Here is a 24,729-nt window from a genome sequence, read left to right on the forward strand (position 1 = left end):
GCTGCCCTTTAAACTGCAAAAGCGATGGCATATACCAGCTCCATGGTTGATTTAGGCACCAAAGCGCCAAGCTTTGCGCTGCTGGACACTATCTCCGATAATCTTGTATCCCTTGATGACATTGCTTCGCCGAAGGCCACGGTGATTATGTTTATCTGTAACCACTGCCCTTACGTGCAGCATATACTGGACAAGGTGGTGGAGTTGGCAGGGGAATATAAAACGACAGGCGTCAGCTTCGCCGCCATCAGCTCAAACGACACGGCGGCTTATCCGCAGGACGGCCCGCGGCACATGAAAGCCCTGGCACTTGACTTTGAGTTCCCATTCCCATATCTCTATGACCAGACTCAGCAGGTAGCGCGCCTGTACCAGGCGGAATGCACACCTGAGTTCTTTCTATATGACGGAAACCTCAACCTCGCTTACCATGGCCAGTTCGATGATTCACGTCCAGGCAACACTCACCCGGTTACGGGAAAAGACCTGCGCACGGCTTTAGATGCCTTGCTGAACAGGCAGCAGGTGCCACTGGAGCAAAAGCCGGGCGTGGGCTGCGGCATCAAATGGCGACAGGCTTAACTCAGGAGGCTTTTGGCGCGGCGATCTCTTTGCTTCTTTCGCTCACCAGCTCGGCCATGGCCGTGACATGGTCGAGATACTGCGAGGTATAGGCATCATGAGCCGCGTGGGCATATACTGCCGTCCCCCCCATAACGGCACGGATAATCTCGTCGTGCTTCTCCATGGGAATGGCGGGGCATCCGAGGCTACGCCCTAACCGGCCGGCCTGCCTGATGAAATCCGCTGTAGCGTATTCGGCGCCATGCATCACAATGCAACGGTCCCTGGCATTGGTGTTAAAGCCCTGGTCCAGCCCTTCCAGTTTCAGGGAGAGACCGTGCTTTCCATAATAGGTGTTATCGGTCACATAAAACCCGATGCTGCTCATATAGGACTCGTTCTCGTTTGAGAAATACTCGGCGTACTCCTGGCCCGAGTTACGGCCATGGGAAACATATGTGTTGAAGAGCACTTCCTTTTTATCTATATCGACCACCCAGAGCCGCTTCTCATTGGATGATTTGGTATAGTCGATGATCGTAATGACCGGCTTGTCAGAAACCTGGCCTTTGCGTTTCATGTTGTAATACCCTGTGAGCGCCTTGTCAAACACCTCAAACTTTAGCCCTGTTTCCTGCAGGTTCATATAGCTGTATAGGCTGTAGGCAACCTGGTTAAACTTCATCACCCTGTAGCCGGAAACCCTGTCCTTGATCTTGCGCGTATCAGGCTTGCCCATCGCTGACCCGGTGTTTACGGGGGTCGCTAACGGCGTCAGCACCAATGGTGCAAACAGCGGCAGCAGGCTTTTAGCCAACTTACGCTTAGCACTTCTCCATCTCGGTCTTTTCATCTTGCTCTGTTTTTGGCTCAACTACATTGTACGCGCATAAGCAGCCACGGTTAATTACAATTTCCTTTATTATAGCATATATACCCCTGTTTGATAAATTATGGCTATGCAAGGCATCATTTTTGATCCGTTTGCTGTTAATACATCGTACCGGATCTTTAAAGCATATCATGACGCTTCTAAACAAAAACAATAATATTCACATATTATATACCCTCCTGTTCCTGCTGCTTGCCGGCTGTAGCAGCGAGAAAACCCTGCGCGGTGTGTTCAACAAAAACCGGACGCCCCACGAAAGGTATGCAGCCAGGCTGAAAGACGCCAAACTCGACGAAACAGCCCTCGGGCAGGAATGGCTGCAGGCGGGGCAAAGGGCATTGAAGGATTCAATCACGGTTTCTCTGCCGTTCAAGGAAACCGGCTATTTCTCAGCCGAAGAACCCAGGGCGCTCGGTTACCGCGTTGCCGCCAAACGGGGCGAGCGAATTATCGTGAACCTGGAACTGCAGGCAAGGGAACAGGTGCAGGTATTCCTCGACCTTTTTGAAGCCTCCGAATTCCCGACAGAGAAGGCCCGGCACGTTGCTTCCGCTGACACGGCTGCCACCTCCTTGCGCTACGAGGTGGACGAGGACCTGCAGCATATCCTGCGGGTGCAGCCCGAGTTGCTCCGTAGCGGTCAGTACACGGTCACCATCCAGTCAGAACCGACCCTCGCCTTCCCCGTGCAGGGGAAAACGAGCCGGAACATCGCCAGCATCTGGGGCGATCCGCGCGACGGAGGCGCCCGGCTACACGAGGGAGTGGATATTTTCGCCAGTCGCGGCACGCCCGCCCTCGCTTCGGCAGAAGGTGTTGTCTCCCGCGTGAACGTGACGCCGCGCGGCGGAAAAGTAGTGTGGGTCTCTGACATCAGCCGCAGGCAGAACCTGTATTACGCGCACCTCGACAGCCAGCTGGTGGCACCGGGGCAGCGGGTGCAGGTAGGCGACACGCTGGGGTTAATCGGAAACTCCGGCAACGCCATCACCACAAACCCGCACCTGCATTTTGGGATATACCGCTACGGCCACGGCGCCACGAACCCCTACCCTTACCTGCACGATTCGGGGGTGAAGGTGCCTGAGGTGACAATAGACGCGGCCTTGGTGGGTAACTGGGTGCGTATAGCGGCAAAGGCCGCCAACATACGCCTGCAGCCCTCCACCACGTCCGGCATATTCGCTACCCTGCCACGGCACACGCCCCTGCGGGTTACGGGCGGCGCCTCCGACTGGTACCGGGTTGCACTTCCCAACGGCACCGAGGCCTATATAGCTGCGAGCCTGGTAGAACCCGCCTCCCAACCTGTGGATTTTGCGAAACTTGCCGTTCGTACAAACCTGCTGGATGAGGCCCACCCGCTTGCTGCGGCAAAAGAAAGCCTCACTGCCGGCAGCAGCGTGGCTGTACTCGGTGATTATAACGGTTTCAAGCTGGTGCGCAATGCTGACGGGGAGCTTGGCTGGATAAACCCGGCAGGCACCATGCAGGTACGATAGTCGTTGTTTTCTTTCAATTAAACGGGCGGAAGCGGCTTTGCTTGGAGTGGCTATTTTTGGCATACGGTTCCGTAAACAGCGTTCCCGTCTTCCAGAAAGATATTTTCTGCTTATATTTACCCTGAGGATCACCAAAAACAGAAAAGCATTTGAAGTTAGCCGCCATAGACATCGGATCGAATGCTGTGAGATGCCAGATCTCCAGCGTGCTTAACCAGAACGGCCATGTGTTTTTTAAGAAAGTGGAGTATGTTCGCTACCCCATCCGCTTCGGCGAGGACGTGTTCAGCACAGGCCATATAAGCGAAGTCAAGATAGAGAAGTTTGTAAAACTGCTGCATGCCTTCCAACTGCTGCTGGACGTGCACGACGTGGACCACTATATGATCTGTGCCACCTCTGCCATGCGCTCCTCCCACAACGCGCCCGAGATCCTGGCGCGGGTGCAGCAGCAACTCGGCATGGAGATAGAGGTGATAGACGGCGAGACAGAGGCTGACCTGATCAACAAGGTAATCTATAACTTCCTGGATGAGCGCAACTACCTGCACATCGACGTGGGTGGCGGCAGCACCGAGTTTAACATCTATGTGAACCGGGAGAAGAAAGCTTCGCAATCTTTTGAGCAGGGCTCCATCCGGCACATGCACCACCGCGATTCGTCGCAGCTCTGGAACACCATGCGCGAGTGGATCGAGTGCAACGCGAAAAAATACCATCTGTCACGCGCCATCGGCACGGGCGGCAACATCAACAAAATATTTGAGATTGCCGGGAAGGTAACCGGCCGGCCAATTTTCAGGAAGCAAATTGAAGAGGTGGCAGCCCGGATCAGCGCCATGAGCATGGACGAACGCATCACAGAGCTTCTCCTGAACCCTGACCGCGCCGATGTGATCGTACCTGCCTCGGAGATTTACCTCTCGGCCATGAAGTGGGCAAAGCTGGAGAGTATGATCGTGCCTGCCGTGGGCCTGAAAGACGGCATGCTGCACGCCCTCTACGAACGCCACCACCCCGAGCGCTTCGTGATAGACAAAATTATTTAGCCCTGTAGCCTGGCTACTTCCATCAGGCCTGGTATATAATCCAAGCTGCGGTATACTTGCCATATCGAAACATGAACCAGCCCTAACCTACCCGTTGACAAAGTGACCCCAACCCTAAAGGTGAATTTGCTCAGAAAAGTAATTTTTATTCCCCTCTTGGGAGGGGCGGGGGTGGGTTTTAGTCAGCAGTTTTAGAGTAGATTTGTAAAGCGCAACTTGAGTTATATATAACAAAGCGCGGCTGCAGCGTATCTTCCAGAGAAGAGGCTGCAGCCGCGCTGGTTTATATATGCGGTCAGGTAACGGTTGTATGACTACACCAGCTCCCCCTCTGTCACCTCGTGGCAGTACCTGTTGAAGAACAGCTTGTGGATATCAACCACATCCTCGTTCACACCTGCGCGCTTCTTCAGATAGGTGCCGTCTTCGCGCATAATATAGGAGTTCTGGTTGTCCTGCAGGTTGTAGTAGAGTATGTTGATCACTTCCTTTTTGAGCTCCTCGTTCACGATCAGGAACAGGGCCTCAATGCGCCGGTCGAAACTGCGCACCATAATGTCGGCGCTGCCGCTGTACACCTTCGGGTCGCCGTTGTTGTGGAAGTAGTACAGGCGCGAGTGCTCCAGGTATTCACCCACGATAGACTTTACGGTGATGTTCTCGCTCAGCTCCTCGCGGCCGGGGCGCAGGCAGCAGATGCCCCGCACGATCAGTTTGATGGGCACTCCCGCTTTGGAAGCCTTATAAAACTCGTCTATCACCTCTTTATCCTCCAGGGAGTTGATCTTGATGACGATGCCGCTCTTGAGTCCCTTTTTGGCGTTGCGGGCCTCGTTTCGGATCAGCTCGATCAGGTGGTGCCGCATGCTTTTCGGGGAGGTCATCAGGTACTTGTACTCATTCGGGCGGGAGTGGCCGGTGATAACGTTGAAGAACTCCGACACGTCGTGCGCATATACCTCGTTTGTGGTCAGCAGGCTTACGTCGGTATATAGTCTGGCCGTCTGCTCGTTGTAGTTCCCGCTGCCGATATGCACATAGCGCGTCACCTTCTCCCCTTCCTTGCGGATGATCATAAGCATTTTGGTATGCGTCTTGTACTTGCTGATGCCATATATGACGAAACAACCAGCCTTCTCCAGGCGCTCGCCCTCCCGCAGGTTACGTTCCTCGTCAAAGCGGGCCTTCACCTCAAACAGCACCGACACGTGCTTGCCGTTTTCAGCCGCCTTCAGCAGCGCCGCCGTCACCCGCGACTGGTCTGCCAGCCGGTAGATCGTCTGCTTGATCCCGAGCACATAAGGGTCTTCGGCAGCACGCTCCAGCAAACTTACGACCGGCTCCATGCTGTTGTACGGGTGGTGCAGCAGCACATCGTGCTCTTTCAGGTAATCAAACAGATCCACGCCGTCGCTGGGCAGGCTAAGCGGGGGCACCGAGGCTGGCTGCTTCAGGCCTTTGTCCTTGAACTGGCGGTGGTTAATCACCTGCCACAACCCGCGAAGGTCCATCATGCTGTTGATCGTAAAAACGTTGGCGTTGTCTATCACCCAGCGTTCTTTCAGCACCTTCATCAAAAACTGGGAAGGGTTTCGCTCTACCTCCAGCCGCACGACACGCCCTTTTTTGCGGGTACGCAGCTTTGACTTAATCTCTTGTATGAAATCTGCCTCCAGGTCATCCGACTCCTCCAGGGTGAAATCACCGTTGCGGGTAATCCGGAACAGATTAACAGCCACGATCTCCACATTCCGGAAAAGCTTTTTTATCTTCCAGCGGATAATCTCCTCTATCGGCACAAAAACGATCTTATCCTTGCGGTTGATTTCAAGGAAGCGCGCCAGGTTCTGTGGTATTTGCACAAAGGTTACCCGGTCCTGCGCCTTTTGCTCTTCGGTGGTGCGGGTGACCACGCCAAAGGTCAGCAACTGGTTCATCAGCAGCGGGAAGCCGTGGTAGTTATCGTACACCATGGGCGTGAGCAGCGGGTAGATGGTGTTTTTGAAGTAGGAGTCCACTTTTTTCTGCTCGACCTCCGTCAACTCACTGATTTTCAGTATATCACAGCCGCTCTTCTCGAACAGGGGCTTCAGTTCGTTGTTATAGGTCAGGTACTGATCATTGACAAAGCGGTGCGCATAGTCCAGCAGTTTTTTACGGAAAGGCAGTTCCCGGAGCCCTGAGTAGTCGGTGCGCTCTTTGCCGTAGTCGAGGTAATTGTACAAACTACCCACCCGGATCATGAAAAACTCATCGAGGTTGGACGAGGTAATCGCCATAAACTTAAGCCGGTCGAACAGGTTTTTGTTGGTGTCGCGCGCCTGGTCCAGCACCCGGTAGTTAAAGCGCAGCCAGCTCAGGTCGCGGCTAATGTATTTACTCCTCTTTATTTGATCAGAAACCTTATTTATAAGCATGCCTTCGGTAATTTAGACCCCGGATCCTTCTTTTCTTCTCCTGGGGCCGCTTGTGTTGTGTATTCCAAAATATAACCAGAAAGTATAGTTATTCCTTCATATTGCAAATTTATATTTTTATCGCCTGCCAGTACTCCATCCCCTCCTGAACTTTACGTGCCTTTGTTATTTTCAGGCAAAAAAACCGACAGCCTATCAGCCCCCTGTGGAACGGAGTGCCAAAGGAACAACGGCTGCGTGTATTGCCTGTATTCCCGTTTTATATATCCCAGCCAGTGCCGTACATGGTGAAATTACACGAATACAATTCACTGATAATAACGTACCCTAAAAGCAGGAATTGCAAAGCAGTGTATACCCCCTAACAACAACCCGAATGGACACAACAGATATACCCGGAGAAGCAGCGTATGCCTTCCCGCCGCTGCCGCTGGAAGACTGGGAAGCGACAAAAGACACCCTGCACCTCTACCTGCAGGTGATCGGCAAGCTGCGGCTGAAACTGATGCCCCGCCGCAACCACTGGTGGAATGTGACGCTGTATGTGAACAGCCGCGGCCTTGGCACCGGCCCGATGCCCTATAAGTTTTATACCGTGGAGATAGACTTTGATTTTATCGACCACCAACTCCATATCCGTACCAGCACGGGAGCCTCTGAAAGTTTCGGGTTGCAGGATGGGCTGAGCGTTTCCTCGTTTTACACCCAGGTAATGAAAGCGCTGGAGGTGTTAGGCATTCACCAGGAAATCCTGTCAAAGCCGTACGACAATAAGAGCACCGTCCCGTTTGCCCAGGATCATACCCATGCCACGTATCACCCCGAACAGGTTAACCGCTACTGGCGCGTGCTTGTTACCGTGGGCCAGGTGATGGAGGAGTTCAGCGGTCGATTTTACGGCAAAGCCTGCCCGGTGCAGCTTTACTGGCACCACATGGACCTGACAGTGACGCGCTTCTCCGGGAAAAAAGTACCGGTAAAGCCTGAGGCCAGTACGGTAGAGAAGGATGCCTATTCACATGAGGTAATCAGCTTTGGCTTTTGGCCAGGCGATGACCAGGTGCGTTTCCCGGCCTTTTACTCTTACACTTTTCCCTCGCCGGAGGGGCTGGACAAGGAGCCGCTGAAACCGGCGCAAGCCTCCTGGGTAGATTCGAACGGGAGCCCGATGGCGCTGCTCAACTATGAGGAGTTGCGACTACTTGAAAACCCACGCCAGGCGCTGTTCGATTTCCTGGAGAGCTGCTACCAGGCCGGAGCAAAACTTGCAGGCTGGCCGATAGAGGAACTGCAGGTGAAGGCGTTGGAGGAATTGTAAGTAGGGTGGGCATATAGTGTGGTCCAACGATTGGGCTATGGTGCGTTTATGCACGATAGCTGGTGTTGTGCTTTCGGGCTTTTTCTTTATTCTCCAGTACTTCCATTAATCGCTGGTTTAGGTAAAGTTTTTCCTTTCCTAACTTTGTTGCTTTTAAAAAGCCTTCGTTCTCAAGCGCTCTCAGGTAATTCCCCACAGTCTTTGGTGTTCCCATGTTCGCGTCGATCAGAAACTGGCGTTTAGTATACGGCAACCTGAACAAGATCTCAATCAACTCCTTTGAATGCACCTTTGGGAGTTTCTCTTTTATTTCCTCTGAGGTGGCCTCCATAACAGCCATGATCTCCTCCAGTTTTTGGAGTCCGCTGGTGGCTGTTTTTTCAATCATGTCCAGCATGTAGAGTATCCAGCCCTCCCAGTCTGCTGCTTCCGTTACTGCCCTTAGCTTCTGGTAATAAGCCGCCTTGTTCTGAATGATATACTCACTTAAGAACAGTGCAGGCACATCCAACAGTTTCTCCATTTTCAGATAGAGCAGAAGCAAAATCCTTCCTGTGCGTCCGTTACCGTCAATGAACGGGTGTATGGCCTCGAACTGGTAGTGCATTACGGCCATTTTGATGAGCGGGTCCAGCGTGCTTTCCTCATTAATGAAGCGCTCCAGGTTTGCCATTTTTTCGCGTATTACTGTTTCCCCTGCCGGCGGCGTGTAGATAACTTGGCTCTCCGTATTGGATAAGGTCGTGCCCGGGGTAGCCCTGATACCCGATGTGTTCTGCTTGATACATCGCATGATATCTACACAGAGGTTTGTTGTGATAAATGGCCGCTCCTTGAGCTTTTCCAAGCCGTACCACAACGCCTCCTTGTAGCTTATAACCTCTTTTGCTGCCGTGGGTTCATACCTCTTTTCAGCCACGACTGATTTATAGAGGTCGTCATTCGTGGTGATAATGTTCTCTATTTCAGAACTTGCCTTGGCTTCCTGTAGATGGATTGTGTCTAAAAAGAGGCTTGGGTTAGGCAGGTTTATGATGGCTCCGTTAAGTTGCGCCAAAGCCCTGCTTGCCTTTACAGTCTTTCGCATAACTTCCTTTGTCTCAAGATCTACATTCGGAGGGAGCAAGGGTAAGTCATTGTAGGGTTCTTCTCTATGAAATGGGGCCATAAACAACGAGGGTAACAATTACTCTTATTCTAAATACAAAGGTAAAAATAATGATTTATTACACTTGTTGTTTATTCAGAGGTAACTATTACTCTTGTAAGTAATTTTCATACATGGCATGAGGCACAACGGTCTTGTGCATGAGGCGTGCAATGCCGTCGGCCGAAGCATGGCTTATGCACCTTGTTGGCAAGAGTTATTTTCTTTTTCTTAAGTAACCGAAAAGACCAATAATCAGGAAACCAGCTCCAATAAAATAGTCCTCATTCGAAGACGCAATCTTTTTCTCAATTTCAAGAACTCTATTTTTGTCTAAATAAGTTTTTCCTTCAACTTCGACTGAGGTAACATGAATATTCTTTTCTGAATCAAGGCTCTTAACTGATTTGCTTGGAATAGTAAATTTTATCTTGTCTCCTTGATTAACATTACTCAAAAAGTCCTTTCTGTTAAAAATATGCAAGTAGTCCGCCTTAACTTGAAAGGTATTTCTATGATTGTCAGTCCAGATGTAATATTCGTGAGTGAAATTCTTAAAACCTGTGTTGTCCTTGAATGAGTGTTTTTCGTAGGTTCCTTCTATTTCAACCAAGTCCTTTGGAGAGGTTATACTCTCTTTAGTCAATCCTATGTAGAGAAAGTAAGTAAATGCAGTTAAACCAAAGAGTAGTGCCAAATGGCCTTCATTCAAGAATCTCTTCATTTTCTCTTCTTTCGTACTCATTAATTATTGCCAACGTCTCGTGTATACCTTGTGCGAGGCAGTCAGCCGAAGTATAGGGTATAAACCTTGTTGTGCGCAGGTGTTCTTTATAGTTCTCTATTGTGAATTTTGCAGTAGTACTGTGGGTCACAATCTGTTACTATACATCCTGCCAAATGCACCAACCCTTTTTCTGCCTTTTTCATTGTCTTCTTTGTCGGCAGTCCATATACTATAGGTATGATTCCGTCAGAATGCCCACCGATACATTTTGGCTTCTGTCCCTTTTCATATGTGAACCTACAAGGCGGTGGATATGGCAGATTTAGAGTAGTAGTTTCACCGTCCGATACGACCACACTATCCGTTATTGCGTCTCTGAATCCAAGTTGTCTGATGAACAAAGTATAATTCCCTTCTGGTATATCGTTGATTACAAAGTGTCCGCTGTTATCTGGCACAGCACCGTTGACTGTTGATTCTCCTTTTTGCAGAAGCACTCTTAGATATTTGTATTCCATCAATGAGTCCTGCAAAGCTATTTGTCCTGTTACTTGTCCGTTCTGGCAGTAACCACTCAACGAGAGAAGGGAAAGTATAAGAACAATGAAGGTCTTCATCTATTTCTTTTTTATGATTTCGCTTACGCACAACCTTTAGATTAGCGCTATATCATTTTTCCAATAGCTATACTTTCCTTTTACCAGGCATAGAGCTAACTTTTACCTATACCTGAAGAGCAGCCAGTGAACTACTCGCTAACAAGGCGAAATTCCTACAGCACGAATCAGTCTGGCTGCTTTTAGTTTTAATTGCAGGCGAGGAGTCATATAGATTTTCGGGTTACAGGCCCATGATAAAGGTTTCGACTCGCAGCTTGCCTTATTTACATCAAAAGATATGGAAAAGCTAATACAACAGCAAGAGGCTTCTTTCATCCTGGGCATTGATGTCTCCAAGGACAGCCTGGACGTTTGCCTGACCCGAAAAGGTGACGCAGTTCTGCTCCACCAGAAGTTCAACAACAACAAGGAGGGCTTCCAGCGGATGAAGGCCTGGATGAAGCAGCAGGGCTGTGAGGCGAGAAAAGACACGCTTTGCTGCATGGAACACACGGGCATGTACACAAGGCAGTTGGTGCATTACCTGCTGGCAAGAGAGATACACGTGTGGCTGGAGAGTGCCCTGCAGATAAAAAGGAGCATCGGCATGGTCAGAGGGAAAGATGATAAAGTAGATGCGCAAAGAATTGCCCGCTACGCTCTTCTGCACCAGCACGAGGCTCAGTGCCTCTCCCTTTCAGGCGTAACGCTGGAGCGGCTGAAGGACTTGCAGGCAAGCAGAAATAGGCTCGTTAAGGCATTGAAAAGCATCAAGGGTACTATCAAAGAACTACTCTCTATAGACCCTGTGTCTGCCAAAACACTGGAGCATGTCAACAGGAAAGCAATTAGGGGCCTGGAGAAGAGCAAGGAACAGGTGGAGGAAAAGATGCAGCAGTTCATCGCAAAGGACGGTGAGTTGAAGTGCAAGTATGACCTGCTCACCTCAGTCAAAGGCGTGGGTAAAGTGCTTGCTATCTCCCTTCTGGTCTACACCCAAGGCTTTACCAGGATGGAGGACGGGCGCAAACTGGCCTGCTACTGCGGGGTGGCTCCCTTCGAGTACAGAAGCGGCACGAGTGTGATGGGTAAAACGGGAGTTTCTAAATTTGCCAATAAAGAATTGAAGCAGGTCCTGCACATGGCGGCCCTGAGCAGTATCCGCAATAACGGGGAGATGAGGACTTACTTTGAACGGAAAGTCGGGGAAGGTAAAAGCAAGATGAGTGTACTTAACGCTGTCAGGAACAAGCTGCTACACCAGGCAGTAGCCGTCATCAAGAGGGGGACTCCCTATGAGGTAAGATTGAACATTATTTAGAACAAAGCGCTTGCTTTTATCATAGATTTCGTGCTGGTGCAGCAGATGGGCGAGGCGTAGCCGAGCATAAAGGCTGCACGTGGTTAGCTGTGGTTTTTTCTTTACTCAAGCCCGTATTTTTGACCGTATTCTCTAACTGTCTCTAAAAAATGAGGATTCTTTATTTCACTTAAAGTTCCTGTGTATTCTGCCTTAGCTCTGTCGAGTTGCTTTGATTCTCCATAGACTATCAACTTAGCCAATGGAGCTACAATTAATTTTTCAGAATTGAGAAAGTCCAGAAGAGCTTCTTTTGTGTTTAATTGATTGAAATATGGAAGAATAAAGTTTTCAAGGTTCGCTCGCATTTCTGAAATCAGCTGACTCTCTTCTGTATTATCGTCAATGTCGTACCAAGTATCATTCTGGTTTCTTAGTTCTCCGATTCTTTTTCTAATCAAACATTCAGGTTCAGTCGGGAATGATGGTACTTCTTTGTCTTGATTGTAGAACAAGCCTTTCCAATACTCTGGCAAGAATATTCCAGTGTTAATGGTGAAATTGATATGGTCTTTTGAGTAATAAGAGCTTTTTTGAATATTTATTATCTGTCCTAAGTTTTCCAGTTGCAAATAGAAGTTGTTGCCTTTCTTCTTGAACCCAAGTGGTTTTAAAACTTCATGAAACCCTACTTTAACTACTTTGTCAAATTTAACTTCTGTAGGTGTCTTCATTTTTACTCGATTTTTTATTCTTAAAATCATAGCTAACGTCTCGTATAAAAACTGTGCGAGCGGGCGAGCGTGATTGTCCGCAGGACAATCCGCTAAGCAAGCGAGCAAGATGTTTCCATTCGAGACAGGTTTAAGCATTGTTTTTATATGTTGTTGTGCTTCGTTTTTTTCTCCTCCAAAATGGCATTTTTTAGATCCGTTGGAATATTTACCCACTCGGTTTGATCCGTCAGATGTAGCTGTATGTCAGCTTCTTTTTCAATTAAATCTACTATATGTTTAAACCACTTTAAATATGTCCATTCTCTTGGTGCAGGAGAGTAAACGGCATTTTTGTCCGCGTCCCAATGAACCTCCGCCGCCGATCTGTAGATCATCGGAAATCTACTTTTCAAAGGGTGAATCAGCATTTTTCCCTCAGCGTCAATTTCTATCCGTTTTATTTTATCCTGTTTCATATTTTTTAAATGAAGCACAACGGCTCGTACAGGCAATGTGTGAGGCATCAGCCGAACGTAATGCCTGTGCTTTGTTAGGAGCAGACATTTTTATTTAGTGACTACTTTGTGAAAATAATACCTTGTTGAGATACTATCACTTTCATTATAGGTAATAATCAACACCTTATCTGTCAGCATTTCAATTATAGTTAAGTCGCCAGTAATTGGATTATATATTTTATTCTGCTTCAACAGGAAAGGCTTAAATCTTAGCTCTTCGTTACTTCTGTAAGTACTATCTCTAACTTCAAGAGTAAAATTCTTTAAATCTACGACGCTTACTCTTTCTCCTTCCTTATTTAAAATTTTATAAGCAGACCAAAGTCCCTGTAGTTGCTCGAAATTTATCGCGTCATTATTTGCTGTTAACCTGTTTTCATAAACTTCCCATTCCATATTGTTTTGTGTTGCTGAAACTGTTTTTGAGCTTGTATGAGGAGTACAGCTTAGGAAAAGAAGATTAAACAGTAATGGAGTACGATAAATCAGTTTCATTCTTATTTTTTGTTTGCTCCTAACGTTACTCGTGCAGCCGATAGGCGAGGCGTAGCCGAGCATAAAGGCTGCACTTTGTTATGGGGTTTTGTTCTTCAATTCTACTATGCCATCCAAGTTGTACAGCACATTCAATAGCGCATTATACCTGACATCAGCCGCTCCATTTTCCACCTGCACAGCCTGATTGTTCTTAAGCTTAATTCTCAGTTCAGACTGAGGATTATCTGCTGGCGGTGGTAACTGATTTTCACTTACTTTTTGAAAGTCGATGTGGCTTAGCAATTCATTTAAGTTTTTCACTAACTGTTGAGGCAGCTGCCCATGGTGCTCTCCTAACTTTTCTGAATAAAGTTTGCCAACATATTCAACCTGTCCACTTCCATCAATTGTTAAATCGAAAACAGGACAATCCCCTTCGCAAGGACCAGTACTAAAATTTATTTTACTAAACGCTAATTCAGGGTTGACTGGCTTAGCTCTTGAATAGCGGAGAATTTTATTGCCCTGTTCGAGAACAAGAGAATCTGTGTTCAGTTTTAGGAGCTTTAGTATACTCCCTGTACTGTTAGCATTATCGACTGCCAACAAATCATCGGTCAATGTGTAGGTATGAAAGCCCCATGTTCTTTTAGTGGGATGAAGCATTAAAGAGTCCCAAACTACGAAAAACTGCTGTTCTCCTTCCCAATAGCCCTTTATTTCACTTGCGAGAACATCTCCATTTATTATTTCCTGCTGCTGTGAGCAAGAACCGAGGAGAATTATTGCCACAAGTGAAATTATTGCTTTCATAAATTATCAATTCCCCATAACTATAGTGTATAAGGAGTTATTCCGGTTATTGGCCCTTTAGCTGGTGTATGGTGAACCTGCTTTTTGCGATCTTCAGACTCCGCTCGGGTTTCGGCTTCAGCTTCATCCTTCTATACATTTTAAAGCTAATATATTACATTCCTACAGATTATCAAGTGGGCTGACGATACTTTCCAGCCCGTGGCTGGTGATGTGGGTGTAGATCTCGGTGGTCTTGCTGCTCTTGTGCCCCAGCAGCGATTGGATGTAGCGCAGGTTGGTGCCTTGCTCCAGCAGGTGGGTGGCAAAGGAGTGGCGGAGCGAGTGCGGCGTTACCTTCTTCTGCAAGCCGGCCTTCTCCACACACCCCCGGAACACGTTGCGGATGCTGTCGGTGGTGTACTGCCCGCCGTACTGCCCCTCAAACAGCCATACCTTCGGCCTGTATTTCTTATAATAGGTCCTGAGGCTCTCCAGCAGCTTCTGCGAGAGCAGCGTGGTGCGGTCCTTCTTGCCCTTGCCGCCGCGGATGAGCAGCAGGTTCCTGTCCGACTGCACATCCGTGATTTTCAGGTGGATAACCTCCCCGATCCGCAGCCCCCCGGCGTAAAGCAGCTGCAGCAGGCAGCGGTGCTTGAGGTTAGCCGTGGCCGAGAGGATTTTCGCGACCTCCTGCCTGCTGAGCACGGTGGGCAGCCGGTCGGCCTTCTCGGGCCGCTCTACCTGGCTCAGGTCCAGGGTATGGCGGCCCAGTATGCGGTGGAAGTAGAACTTGACGGCGTTGATGCTCTGGTTCACAAAGGAGTAGGAGTAAGTGCCGGCCTGCACCATCTGCCGGTGGTAGGCGTTGATCTCGTCCACCGAGAAGGCGTTGACCCTGTCCAGGCCCTCCTTTTTGTGGCCGTTGAGGAAGCGCAGCAGAAGTGAGTGGTAAGTGCGCACCGTATTTAGGGAGTAGTTGAGCAGGAAGAGCTTCTCAATATACGGCTGCGGGCAGGTGATGTAGCCGGTGTCTTTCCGGTAGGTCTGCTCCCAGAGCCTGCGCATGATGGCCATGTCACTTATTTTCATCGTGCCCGCGAGCCACACCTGCGCCGTGCCCTGCACATCGTCGAGCAGTTGGTGCAGGCTGGCGGCCTCGGTGTCCACGGCAAAGCACCTGGGCTCCTGCAGCCACCGGCAGCAGGAGCTGCACTTCAGGGTATTGTAGATCAGCTCGTTGTAAGGGAAAGAGAGCTGTATCAGCGTCTTGCCCCCGTGCTCGAGCGGCTGCAGGCGGAGGATGGGCAGTTCGGGCAGCTTAGCCAGCGGCTCCGACTGCAGGTTTCCCGATGTAATCACGACGCCCATTGCCGGCCTTAGCCTCTGGGGTCTGCTCAGGTAGCGCGTGTCTACCAGCGCCACCCCCTGGAAGTGCCGGTGCAGCAGCTCGATGGCCTCCGGGGTTTTGTGCGTCACAAAGCACTTGTAGGTCTTGCTGTACTTGACAAATCCGCTCTCCTTCAGGCACTTGGTGATGCGGTGGTCCGGCTTGTACCACAGGCGGATGTACTGCTTCCCCCCGTGCTCGAGCGTGTTCAGGTACAGGACGGGGGCCGTGTGATAAGTCTGCTGCATGGTTGTAGCCTTAAATTCCACCAAATGTAAACCCCACCGCTAAATCATCCGTTTTCTGAAGCACATAAGTGCGTTTATAAACGCAACTATGCGTTTCAGAAAACGGATACTCTCATGAAGGAGGAAAAACAGTGCCCGCAGTGCGGCAACACGCTGAGCGGCAGGTCAGACAAGCGCTTCTGCTCCAACCAGTGCCGGGCGCAGGCCCACAACGCCAACAGGCAGCAGAACGAGGGCGAGCAGCTCATGCTTCGCATCAACGCCCTGCTGCGCCGCAACCGTACCATCCTCCGGCAGGCCAGCCCCCAGGGCAAAACCACCACCTACCGACAGGTGTTGGAGATGGCCGGCTTCGACTTCCGCCACTTCACCCACCTGTACCGTACCAAGAGCGGCAACACCTACCACTTCTGCTACGACTACGGCTACCTGCTGCTGCCCGAGGCGGGAAAGGTGCTCATCGTCAACTGGCAGCCTTACATGGACAACAGAAGCCAGCCATTTCCATAGACCGGATATATAAACAAAAAAACGGCGGCTGTATATTTTATATACAGCCGCCGCCTCTGATTTAAAGATGCTCCTTTGTTACACGTCTACGCGGGCGTACTTGGCGTTGCGCTCTATAAAGTCGCGGCGCGGGCCTACCTCGTCGCCCATCAGCATCGAGAACAGGTGGTCGGCCTCAGCGGCAGAATCGATGCTTACCCGCTTCAAACTGCGGTGCTCCGGGTCCATGGTGGTGTTCCAGAGCTGCTCCGGGTTCATCTCCCCCAGACCTTTGTAGCGCTGCACGCCCACGCTTTCTTCGCGGCCTTTGCCCAGTTCCTGTATCGCATCCACGCGGTCCTGCTCGCTCCAGCAATAGCGCTCCTCCTTGCCCTTCTTCACCAGGTAAAGCGGCGGAAGCGCGATGTATATATAGCCGTTCTCGATCAGCTCCTTCATATAGCGGAAGAAGAACGTGAGGATGAGCGTCCGGATGTGCGAGCCGTCCACGTCCGCATCCGTCATGATGATAACCCGGTGGTAGCGCAGCTTCTCCATGTTCAGGGCCTTGTCATCCTCCTTCGTGCCGAAGCTAACGCCCAGCGCCGTGATCATGTTCTTGATTTCCTCGTTCTCGTAGATGCGGTGCTCCTGTGCCTTCTCCACGTTCAGGATCTTACCGCGCAGCGGCAGGATCGCCTGGAACTTGCGGTTTCGGCCCTGCTTGGCAGATCCACCCGCCGAGTCGCCCTCCACCAGGTAAATCTCGCAGTTCTCGGGGTTGCTGTCGGAGCAGTCGGCCAGCTTGCCGGGCAGGCTGGTGCTGGAGAGCACGCTCTTGCGCTGCACCATCTCGCGGGCCTTGCGGGCCGCAAAACGGGCCTGGGCCGCCAGTATCACCTTCTGCACGATGATGCGGGCTTCCTTCGGGTTCTCCTCCAGGTACTGCGTCAGCATTTCGCCCACGGCCGTGTCCACGGCGCCGGATACCTCCGAGTTACCCAGTTTGGTCTTCGTCTGTCCCTCAAACTGCGGCTCCTGCACCTTCACCGATATAACGGCCGTGAGTCCCTCGCGGAAGTCGTCGCCGGCGATTTCGATCTTCACCTTGTCCAGCATGCCGGACTTGTCGGCATAGGACTTGAGCGTGCGGGTCAGGGCGCGGCGGAAACCGGCCACGTGCGTACCGCCCTCAATGGTGTTGATGTTGTTCACATAGGAGAAGATATTCTCGGCGTAGGAGGTGTTGTACTGCAGGGCTATCTCTACGGGCACGCCGTTCTTCTCACTCTCCACGTAGATGGGCTCCGGGATCAGCGTCTCGCGCGTCTCATCCAGGTAGGCCACAAATTCTTTCAGACCGCCCTCCGACAGGAAGGAATCGCTCAGCGGCTCCCCCTGCTCGTTCAGTTCGCGCAGGTCCTGCAGGTTAATGCGGATGCCCTTGTTCAGGAAAGACAGCTCGCGCATGCGGCTGGCGATGGTGTCGTACTTGTACTCCGTGGTGGTGAAGATGGAGGCGTCCGGCTGAAAGCGAACGGTGGTTCCGGTCTTGTCCGTTGTGCCGATCTCACGCACCGGGAAAGCGGGCACCCCGATGTTGTAGTGCTGCTCGAAAATCTTGCCGTTGCGGTGCACCGTCACATGCAGGTCGGTGGAGAGCGCGTTCACGCACGACACGCCCACGCCGTGCAGACCGCCGGATACTTTGTAGGTGTCTTTGTCGAACTTACCCCCGGCGTGCAGCACCGTCATCACCACTTCCAGCGCAGAGCGGCCTTCTTTGGTATGGAAGTCCGTCGGGATACCGCGCCCGTTGTCAGACACGGTAACAGAGTTGTCTTCGTTGATGGAAACAGAGATCTCGTCGCAATGGCCGGCAAGGGCTTCGTCAATGGAATTGTCTACCACCTCCCAAACGAGGTGGTGCAGGCCTTTGATTCCGATATCGCCGATGTACATGGCAGGTCGCTTGCGCACTGCTTCAAGCCCCTCTAATACCTGTATGCTATTTGCTGAATAATCGTTTGCTCTTTGTTTTGCTTCTACTTCACTCATGGGTGTGTCAAAAGGTAGATTAATAGGTAAAATTACCACTTTTATTTTGTTTATGCTATACTTTGGGAGGCATATAGCCTGCTAATTAAGCCGCCCCCGATCCGGGGCGTGCAGGGGGCCTCAACCACCCTATTAACTAAACATTTCAGAAGCCTGATTAGTGCCTGCACCGCCTACTCCTTCCCCTGTATAATACAAAAAAACCACCTGCGCCGGCAGATGGCCTCTGGCTAATCTTATATGAGAAAATGATTGCATGCACTGGCCCAGAAGGGGATTTGCTAAAGCCGGCGGGCTTTCACTTTGAGCCGCGATACCATGCGGCGGTTGAAATCGTAATACTCCGGCCCATACGGCACCGTGTTGTCCATCTCCTCCACTCCTACTATCGCATACTTGTCGTCGCCGTTCGCCAGGAAACTGAGTTTTGTTTTGGCGTGTGCCAGCGCCTCCTGCATCAGTTTCTGCTGTACCTCCCGGCGCCTGGCAAGCTCCAGTTGCGTGCCGGAAATATTGAGGTTGAAGGGAATGTTGCGGCGCAGCAGGTCCCTCAGGATGCGGCCATATACCACGCTGTCAGCCGCTATAATGTTGTAGGAGATGTTTGATTGCATCATGGCCGGCTGTATTTTCTCCTGCCCCATCTGCTCCGGCATGTAATTTATATAGATGTTGTCGCTGGTGAGCACCATGTCGGGCACCTCCTGCTGCAGGGAGTCTGCCCAGGCTGTGAACTTGCCGCGCATGCTCAGGGGCCCGTTGTAAGACAGGTTGAGCCGGAACCCGGCATCGGACATGGTTTGCTCGGCCTCGCCGATCACCTCCAGGTAATCCTCGGTGGCGTTGCTGCGCATGTCGCAGCCGCTCATGGTGCCGAAACCGGTCAACAGTGCCAGCACCCAAACAAATGGTTTTCTCATGTTATATAGCACGAAGATATATAGTGGATATAGAACGGAAATCATGCCACAAAATTGTTAAAAAACTGATACTCCTGCCTCCCTGCGGCTAAATAGAAAAAATACGGGTACGGAATACTAACTGTGCCTAAAATCAGCAGATTTGTGCTTTGAATTCCGGTGCTATGCGAACTGTTCTCCTGCTGCTCATCTCCAATGTTTTCATGACGTTTGCCTGGTATGGCCACCTGCGGTTTAAAGAAGTTTCGCTCTGGAAAGTCATTCTGGTCAGCTGGCTGATAGCTTTTTTCGAATACTGCTTTCAGGTACCCGCCAACCGGATCGGGCACGGGCAGTTCAGCGCGTTTCAGCTCAAAACAAAACAGGAGGTGATCACGCTGGTGGTGTTTATCGGCTTCTCGGTGCTGTACCTGCGCGAGGAGCTGAAGTGGAATTACCTCGTCGGGTTCCTCCTGATCTTGGCAGCCGTGTTTTTTGTATTCAAGAAGTGGTGACAGCTTTCGCCGCCTTTGGTGGTGGTGCTGGTTTTCGATCTGCTGCTATGCAACGCTTATCTTTCCAAATTAGCGTCGTCCTAAACCCTCTAAGGCTGTGCGCGTTTCTTTTATATATGTTTCACGCTTAAAACGGAGGTAATTTATGGCAATGAATTTTGATAATTATGCACGGGACGCAAAAACGTGGCTTCATGAGTTTTGCACTTACCTGGGCATATCGGATGAGCAGAAAGCAGCCAGAATATTCAGATCGGTGTTGCACGCCATCCGCGACCGCATCCCTACCGGGGAGGCGGTACACCTGGCAGCGCAGCTGCCTATTCTGTGGAAGGGAATTTACTACGACGGCTTTACCGTGCACGAGCCGGTGCGCATCCGCCACGAGGACGAGTGGCTGGAGTATATACGCAGCAAGGACTCAGGCGCCGGAGAAGCCGACTTCCCGACACTGGACCACGCCTACTACGCCTTTCATGATGTTATGGCCTTTCTGCGCAAGCACCTTTCGGAAGGGCAATACAAACAGGTAGCGCAGGCGCTGCATTCTGAATTCACCGTGCCTGCCTGACCGGAAAACAAACAAGACACGCGCATAGAATGCCCGGCTTCCGCCGGGCATTTTTTCTGTTACCGGTGCCTTGCCGCCCCTTGGGTGCATATGATCACCCGCCCTATATATACCCCCGCTGCGCGTATCAGGCTGCCGGCAAATCCATACTTAAAAAAGATATATAAATTCATTATACTTAATTTTATTATATTTATCATTGCGATTATATTATTCTCCATCTTTATATTTCCTACTCCGAATCCAATTTTGCTTATCAGGTATATGAATGGAAGCTTTGAAATCAGAACTGCCTACGTGTTTGGTTTTGCGGGCAATTTCTGGCTTTTATTTCTGGGGATCTCCGTGCTTTTGTGGATAAGCCCCTCTTTCGCTGAACAGGGGGTTTCAAACCTAAAAGCAACGGTGTTGGGAACAGTTGCGTTCCTGATCGGACTATGCCTGCGGTTCTCGTTTCATGGCGTGGAGGTAGATGCTGAATCGGGAAGACTAAGGGAATTCACCTCTATTTTAGGATATAAGACCGGCGAGTGGAAACCACTGACCGACCTGACGAAGCTACGTCTCAGTTCCTATAGCACCAGTTCCTGGAACACCCCAAACGGCACTTCGCCCACCTTCCGCAGCACCAGCACCATATATACCATCACATTGGTATCCGAAAAGCCCCTCACAGATTACAGCATCAGCCTGACAAACCGAAAACAAGCCCTGCATACGGTACAGGCGCTGGCACGTTTGCTTCACCTGCCCGTGGAGGAGGAAGGCATAGCCTGAGCAAGCTCTTTCGCAAAAGAGCCTTCCGTGTTAAAAATGCACCTGTGCCCGGTGTTGTGACGTTATGCGCCGCAAGCCACAACTACAGCGTGCCGTCAGGCAATAGAAGCCTAAGTGCTTATGTTTTATATATGGCAGCCCAATGCATCCCTCTGTCCTTCAGCGCGGCAACGCACCAAGACAGATTTGCTCTTGCCGATAGCCGGACCTACCTTTGCAGCATATAGCTTTGCCAGGGCAACTGCGCAGGCCAGCCAGCTTCTTTTAAACAGGCAGCCGGCGTACTGTGTATTCTGAACCACAATCCGAATGAAAAATTTCAATGCTGAGCGGCTGTTCTAAACTTTTTCAACCTCTCATTCCTTTTATAGTGAAGTATGCCATGAAAAGAAAACTCCTCTTGTTTGCACTGCCACTCCTGTTACTCCTGGGCTGTACCGAAGGAGGTGCATCGGAGCAGCAGGAGCTGGAAGCCACGGTACTGGCGAAGCATGACAGCGCCATGGCCAGAATGGGCGACATCTTTAAGCTCCGCCGCAACCTGCGCACGCTCCGCGACACCCTGGCCACCCACGAAACCGACTCCGCCACCCTGCAGGCACTGTCGAAAGAGCTGGAAGGGTTGAACAGAGCGGATGAGGTGATGATGGATTGGATGCACAACTACAAGGCACCCGACAGCCTGCAGCATGAGCAGGCAATGACGTACCTGCGGCAGGAGTTACAGAAAATTGAACGGGTACAGGTAGTGATGGACAGTACCATTGCGGCTGCCCAGAAAACATATAAAACATATGAGCAACAACAGTAAATACCTCGCCATCCGAAAAGGAGTGATAGCCGCCGCAGTTGTTCTGTCGGCAGGCCTGGCTTCCGGCTGCTCCGAAAGCGGGGCCAATGGCAAAACCCTTCCCATACTGGGCGAGCGCGAAGCGGTGGAGCGCGAGTTGAACGGCAAAACAGTAGTGGATACCCTCTATCACCAGATCCCGGATTTCGCTTTCGTGGACCAGGACAGCCAGCAGGTGACGCAGCAAACGGTGGAGGGGAAAATATACGTGACGGACTTCTTCTTTACCTCCTGCCCTTCCATCTGCCCGAAGATGAAAAGCCAGATGCTGCGCGTGTACGAGAAGTTTGAAGACAACCCGGATTTGCTGCTGCTCTCCCACTCCATCGACCCGCAGCACGACACAGTAGCCGTATTGAAGGACTATGCGGAGCGCCTTGGGGTGAAGGCGGAAAAATGGCATTTCCTGACCGGCGAGAAAGACAGCATCTACGATATCGCCATGAAATACCTGGTGGCCGTGCAGGAAGAGGGCGATGCGGCAAGCGGTGGTTTTACCCACGGCGGCCACTTTGTGCTAGTGGACGGGCAGCGCCGGATACGGGGAGTGTACGACGGCACCAAAGAAGCGTCTGTCGACCAGCTGATACAGGACATCCCGCTACTGCTGAACGAGAAACGGCATGCGAAAAAATAGATGGCGCACGTCAGCGCTGGGCCTCCTGCTGCTCACCACCCTCACACAGTGCTTCACCGACAAGCAGAACGAGGGCCAGCGCCTGTACGCCGCAAACTGCCAGAGCTGCCACATGGAAGACGGCAGCGGCCTCCGCAGCCTGATCCCGCCTCTTGCCGGGGCAGACTACCTGCAGCAGCACCGCCAGCAGCTGCCCTGCCTGACGCGGCACGGCATTGAGGGGCCCATGGTGGTAAACGGCATTGAATACAACAGGGCCATGCCGGGTGCCGAGCAGCTCGGCACCGACGAAATCACGAACCTGCTCAATTACATCCAGACAAACTTCGGCAACAGCAACCCGCGCTATACCATGCAGGAGGTGGAGCAGCTTTTAGAACCCTGCCCGCCGCACCATAATTGAAAAAGAGACCGGTTAACAGGATAAAACGCGCAGCGTATCATCAGTGCGCCATGCTGCACTTCCCTCTTATAATTTATTTGGTAAGGCAATTGGCAACTCTGTGCCCAATACGCGTTACCTGATTCCAATTGGCCCTGTTCCCCTCGGCTACCTTAGAACCTCCTCCAGTTTATACGCCGGGTCCGCATTGAACCAGTCGCGGATAAGGCGGTAGGAAATGGAAATAGCGGTTGGAAGGCGCAGGGAACCGTCCTGCAGGCCACACGCCAGCTCGCTTCGGGAAAACCAGCGGGCATCCTCCAGCTCGTCCGTCTCCCTGTATATAATCCGGTTGCTGGCCGTAGCGCTGAAACCGACCATGATCGAGCTCGGGAATGGCCAGGGCTGTGAGGAGTGGTACGTTATCGTCTCAAGCTCCACGCCTGTCTCTTCTTTTGCCTCGCGCGCCACCGCCTGCTCCAGCGTCTCGCCGGGCTCCAGGAAGCCCGCGATGGTGGCGTACATTCCTTTCGGCCATATGGCCTGCCGTCCCAGCAGGCAGGCGTCTCCTTCTGATATGAGCACGATTACGGCAGTATCCGTGCGCGGGAAATGGTGGCCGTTGCAGGCAGTGTTGGTGCACTCGCGCACATGGCCCGCATGGGTGCTGCGCGTCGGGCTGCCGCAATTGGGGCAAAACCGGTGGCGCAGGTTCCAGTGCACCATGCCCCGGGCGTAAGCGAGCAAGGCAGCGTCCGGCTCCGGCAGTTCCGGCGCTGACGCACGGAGGTCTGCAAGGCTATATCCCGCTCCCAGCATACCCGGCAACTGTTCCTGCATCCCCTCCAGCCCAATAGCGAAATGCGGCACGCCATCCTCCGAGCCGAGATACACCAGCACCTCCGCCTGTGTGGCGAGCAGCTCTGCCTCCCGGCCATATAGCTTGGCCGCCTTCGTACCCGGCCCCAGTTCCTGGAGCAGGCTGAGCGTCTCGTGCACCACCAGCACCCGCGCCTCCTGCTGCCTCCAAAGTGCCTGTATATACTCCGCGTCAGGCCGCAGCTCTGAGAAACGGTTCAGGGGGTTGTGCGAAAAGAAGTTCATCGTTGGGTGTGGTGGTTTGGTCTTCGTATATATAGGAATAGGAAGATGCGACACATTACAAACAAAAGAGCCAGCCTGGGTTACAGAATGGCTCTTTTATATAGTTTCAAAAGCGGAAGTTAGGCTACAGCTTAGCGACCGAAATCATCCTGCACGCGCACAATGTCATCTTCGTTCGATGGGTTCTCTGCATCAGTGTGCTGCCATATCTCGGCTAGCACGCCCCACTCCTGCAGCCCCACCAGGCGGTGGCGCTCGCCTTGCTTCAGGGTGATGACCTCGCCGGGCGCATAGGATCTCAGTTCCCCTTCTTCGTCAGTGTCGCTGGTCACGACGCCTACCTTGCCGCTTACTACTCTCCAGATCTCGGCGCGGCGGTGGTGGTACTGCCACGACAGCCGCTTTTCCGGGGCCACCACCAGTATCTTCGGGCTTAGCTTGCCTGCTATCTTCAGTTTGTCAACGGACATGCCCTCAAAATAAGTGTCGGCGAATTTCTGCGCCTGGTTTTCATCGATCACAAAAAACCCGCCCCAAGGCCTGGTCTGGTCCTGCTTGTCGATGTTGAAGCCCTGTGCACTTAGTTGTTGCTCTATTTCCTTAAAAAGCTGCTGCTTGTCGTTTTCGTTCGGCATGATGTGTTATCGTGTTTCGTTTACTTGCAAAACAGGGTGAATGTCCTCAGCACACTCCACCCTGCGATTGAGGTGTAAAAGTAAAAGTATTTGCGGTCTTCTGCACAACAGGTTCAAATTTTTGAGCGCCGCACCTCGAATGCGGCTGCCTTACCA

Annotated in this window: 26 protein-coding genes; 12 read left to right on the forward strand and 14 right to left on the reverse strand. The window is 51.5% G+C overall.

Annotated elements, in window-relative coordinates; translation table 11 throughout:
* Positions 1-24: 24 nt before the first annotated feature.
* Positions 25-582: a thioredoxin family protein gene (locus tag ABD920_RS03055; RefSeq protein ID WP_345156682.1), complete on the forward strand. Its 558-nt coding sequence runs from the start codon at positions 25-27 to the stop codon at positions 580-582.
* 1 nt (position 583) lies between these two features.
* Here ABD920_RS03055 and ABD920_RS03060 read toward each other — a convergent pair whose 3' ends face one another.
* Positions 584-1,417, reverse strand: a complete 834-nt coding sequence (locus ABD920_RS03060; RefSeq protein ID WP_345156683.1) for a murein L,D-transpeptidase catalytic domain family protein — start codon at positions 1,415-1,417, stop codon at positions 584-586.
* A gap of 170 nt (positions 1,418-1,587) precedes the next feature.
* Here ABD920_RS03060 and ABD920_RS03065 point away from each other — a divergent pair, with 170 nt between their 5' ends.
* Positions 1,588-2,958 (forward strand): peptidoglycan DD-metalloendopeptidase family protein, encoded by a 1,371-nt coding sequence (locus ABD920_RS03065; RefSeq protein ID WP_345156685.1) that lies wholly within the window; start codon positions 1,588-1,590, stop codon positions 2,956-2,958.
* Positions 2,959-3,107: 149 nt separating this feature from the next.
* On the forward strand, positions 3,108-4,007 hold the full coding sequence (locus ABD920_RS03070) for a Ppx/GppA phosphatase family protein (RefSeq protein ID WP_345156686.1): 900 nt from the start codon (positions 3,108-3,110) through the stop codon (positions 4,005-4,007).
* Between the two features lie 314 nt (positions 4,008-4,321).
* Here the strand turns inward: ABD920_RS03070 and ppk1 are convergent, their stop codons facing one another.
* Positions 4,322-6,424 carry a polyphosphate kinase 1 gene (ppk1, locus tag ABD920_RS03075; protein WP_345156688.1) on the reverse strand — a complete coding sequence of 701 codons (2,103 nt, stop codon included), beginning with the start codon at positions 6,422-6,424 and terminating at the stop codon, positions 4,322-4,324.
* Between the two features lie 376 nt (positions 6,425-6,800).
* Here ppk1 and ABD920_RS03080 point away from each other — a divergent pair, with 376 nt between their 5' ends.
* Complete coding sequence (locus tag ABD920_RS03080; protein ID WP_345156690.1) at positions 6,801-7,742, forward strand: DUF5996 family protein; 942 nt, start codon at positions 6,801-6,803, stop codon at positions 7,740-7,742.
* 46 nt (positions 7,743-7,788) lie between these two features.
* Here ABD920_RS03080 and ABD920_RS03085 read toward each other — a convergent pair whose 3' ends face one another.
* From ABD920_RS03085 to ABD920_RS03095, 3 genes are all read right to left on the reverse strand, one after another.
* Positions 7,789-8,910 (reverse strand): Fic family protein, encoded by a 1,122-nt coding sequence (locus ABD920_RS03085; protein ID WP_345156691.1) that lies wholly within the window; start codon positions 8,908-8,910, stop codon positions 7,789-7,791.
* A 196-nt stretch (positions 8,911-9,106) separates the two neighbouring features.
* The gene (locus ABD920_RS03090; RefSeq protein ID WP_345156692.1) at positions 9,107-9,634 is read right to left on the reverse strand and encodes a hypothetical protein; all 528 of its coding nucleotides are present in this window, start codon (positions 9,632-9,634) and stop codon (positions 9,107-9,109) included.
* A gap of 86 nt (positions 9,635-9,720) precedes the next feature.
* The gene (locus tag ABD920_RS03095; RefSeq protein ID WP_345156693.1) at positions 9,721-10,233 is read right to left on the reverse strand and encodes a carboxypeptidase-like regulatory domain-containing protein; all 513 of its coding nucleotides are present in this window, start codon (positions 10,231-10,233) and stop codon (positions 9,721-9,723) included.
* A gap of 280 nt (positions 10,234-10,513) precedes the next feature.
* Here ABD920_RS03095 and ABD920_RS03100 point away from each other — a divergent pair, with 280 nt between their 5' ends.
* Positions 10,514-11,536 (forward strand): IS110 family RNA-guided transposase, encoded by a 1,023-nt coding sequence (locus ABD920_RS03100; protein ID WP_345156695.1) that lies wholly within the window; start codon positions 10,514-10,516, stop codon positions 11,534-11,536.
* A gap of 101 nt (positions 11,537-11,637) precedes the next feature.
* Here ABD920_RS03100 and ABD920_RS03105 read toward each other — a convergent pair whose 3' ends face one another.
* The 5 genes from ABD920_RS03105 to ABD920_RS03125 all read right to left on the reverse strand — a co-directional run bounded on the left by ABD920_RS03105 (position 11,638) and on the right by ABD920_RS03125 (position 15,656).
* Entirely contained in the window at positions 11,638-12,465 is an 828-nt protein-coding gene (locus ABD920_RS03105) for a DUF4304 domain-containing protein (protein WP_345156697.1), read from the reverse strand.
* Entirely contained in the window at positions 12,393-12,707 is a 315-nt protein-coding gene (locus ABD920_RS03110) for a hypothetical protein (RefSeq protein WP_345156698.1), read from the reverse strand. Before ABD920_RS03110 ends, ABD920_RS03105 begins: the two co-directional genes overlap by 73 nt.
* A 90-nt stretch (positions 12,708-12,797) precedes the next feature.
* Positions 12,798-13,244: a hypothetical protein gene (locus ABD920_RS03115; protein WP_345156699.1), complete on the reverse strand. Its 447-nt coding sequence runs from the start codon at positions 13,242-13,244 to the stop codon at positions 12,798-12,800.
* 78 nt (positions 13,245-13,322) lie between these two features.
* Positions 13,323-14,039 carry a DUF6438 domain-containing protein gene (locus ABD920_RS03120; RefSeq protein ID WP_345156701.1) on the reverse strand — a complete coding sequence of 239 codons (717 nt, stop codon included), beginning with the start codon at positions 14,037-14,039 and terminating at the stop codon, positions 13,323-13,325.
* A gap of 162 nt (positions 14,040-14,201) precedes the next feature.
* A complete protein-coding gene (locus tag ABD920_RS03125) occupies positions 14,202-15,656 on the reverse strand; it encodes a tyrosine-type recombinase/integrase (protein WP_345156702.1) in 1,455 nt (484 codons plus the stop codon).
* A gap of 114 nt (positions 15,657-15,770) precedes the next feature.
* Between ABD920_RS03125 and ABD920_RS03130 the strand changes: the two genes are divergently transcribed.
* The gene (locus tag ABD920_RS03130) at positions 15,771-16,166 is read left to right on the forward strand and encodes a DUF2116 family Zn-ribbon domain-containing protein (RefSeq protein WP_345156704.1); all 396 of its coding nucleotides are present in this window, start codon (positions 15,771-15,773) and stop codon (positions 16,164-16,166) included.
* Positions 16,167-16,244: 78 nt separating this feature from the next.
* Here ABD920_RS03130 and gyrB read toward each other — a convergent pair whose 3' ends face one another.
* Entirely contained in the window at positions 16,245-18,203 is a 1,959-nt protein-coding gene (gene gyrB, locus ABD920_RS03135; protein ID WP_345156705.1) for a DNA topoisomerase (ATP-hydrolyzing) subunit B, read from the reverse strand.
* A gap of 281 nt (positions 18,204-18,484) precedes the next feature.
* The gene (locus ABD920_RS03140) at positions 18,485-19,123 is read right to left on the reverse strand and encodes a hypothetical protein (RefSeq protein ID WP_345156708.1); all 639 of its coding nucleotides are present in this window, start codon (positions 19,121-19,123) and stop codon (positions 18,485-18,487) included.
* A 164-nt stretch (positions 19,124-19,287) separates the two neighbouring features.
* Here ABD920_RS03140 and ABD920_RS03145 point away from each other — a divergent pair, with 164 nt between their 5' ends.
* From ABD920_RS03145 to ABD920_RS03170, 6 genes are all read left to right on the forward strand, one after another.
* Positions 19,288-19,617 carry a DMT family protein gene (locus tag ABD920_RS03145; RefSeq protein ID WP_345156710.1) on the forward strand — a complete coding sequence of 110 codons (330 nt, stop codon included), beginning with the start codon at positions 19,288-19,290 and terminating at the stop codon, positions 19,615-19,617.
* A 145-nt stretch (positions 19,618-19,762) separates the two neighbouring features.
* Positions 19,763-20,188, forward strand: a complete 426-nt coding sequence (locus tag ABD920_RS03150) for a DUF2267 domain-containing protein (RefSeq protein WP_345156711.1) — start codon at positions 19,763-19,765, stop codon at positions 20,186-20,188.
* A 408-nt stretch (positions 20,189-20,596) separates the two neighbouring features.
* Positions 20,597-20,965, forward strand: coding sequence for a hypothetical protein (locus ABD920_RS03155; protein ID WP_345156712.1), 369 nt, complete (start codon positions 20,597-20,599; stop codon positions 20,963-20,965).
* A 382-nt stretch (positions 20,966-21,347) separates the two neighbouring features.
* On the forward strand, positions 21,348-21,776 hold the full coding sequence (locus ABD920_RS03160) for a hypothetical protein (protein ID WP_345156714.1): 429 nt from the start codon (positions 21,348-21,350) through the stop codon (positions 21,774-21,776).
* A complete protein-coding gene (locus tag ABD920_RS03165; RefSeq protein ID WP_345156715.1) occupies positions 21,760-22,452 on the forward strand; it encodes an SCO family protein in 693 nt (230 codons plus the stop codon). Before ABD920_RS03160 ends, ABD920_RS03165 begins: the two co-directional genes overlap by 17 nt.
* Positions 22,439-22,855 carry a c-type cytochrome gene (locus ABD920_RS03170; RefSeq protein ID WP_345156716.1) on the forward strand — a complete coding sequence of 139 codons (417 nt, stop codon included), beginning with the start codon at positions 22,439-22,441 and terminating at the stop codon, positions 22,853-22,855. Before ABD920_RS03165 ends, ABD920_RS03170 begins: the two co-directional genes overlap by 14 nt.
* Positions 22,856-23,002: 147 nt before the next feature.
* On the opposite strand, the gene nudC is transcribed toward ABD920_RS03170, so the two are convergent.
* Together nudC and ABD920_RS03180 are read right to left on the reverse strand one after the other, a co-directional pair.
* A complete protein-coding gene (nudC, locus tag ABD920_RS03175; RefSeq protein ID WP_345156718.1) occupies positions 23,003-23,938 on the reverse strand; it encodes an NAD(+) diphosphatase in 936 nt (311 codons plus the stop codon).
* Between the two features lie 131 nt (positions 23,939-24,069).
* Positions 24,070-24,573 (reverse strand): cupin domain-containing protein, encoded by a 504-nt coding sequence (locus ABD920_RS03180; RefSeq protein ID WP_345156719.1) that lies wholly within the window; start codon positions 24,571-24,573, stop codon positions 24,070-24,072.
* Between the last annotated feature and the right edge of the window lie 156 nt (positions 24,574-24,729).

Source organism: Pontibacter saemangeumensis (genome assembly GCF_039541895.1).
GTDB classification, from domain to species: domain Bacteria; phylum Bacteroidota; class Bacteroidia; order Cytophagales; family Hymenobacteraceae; genus Pontibacter; species Pontibacter saemangeumensis.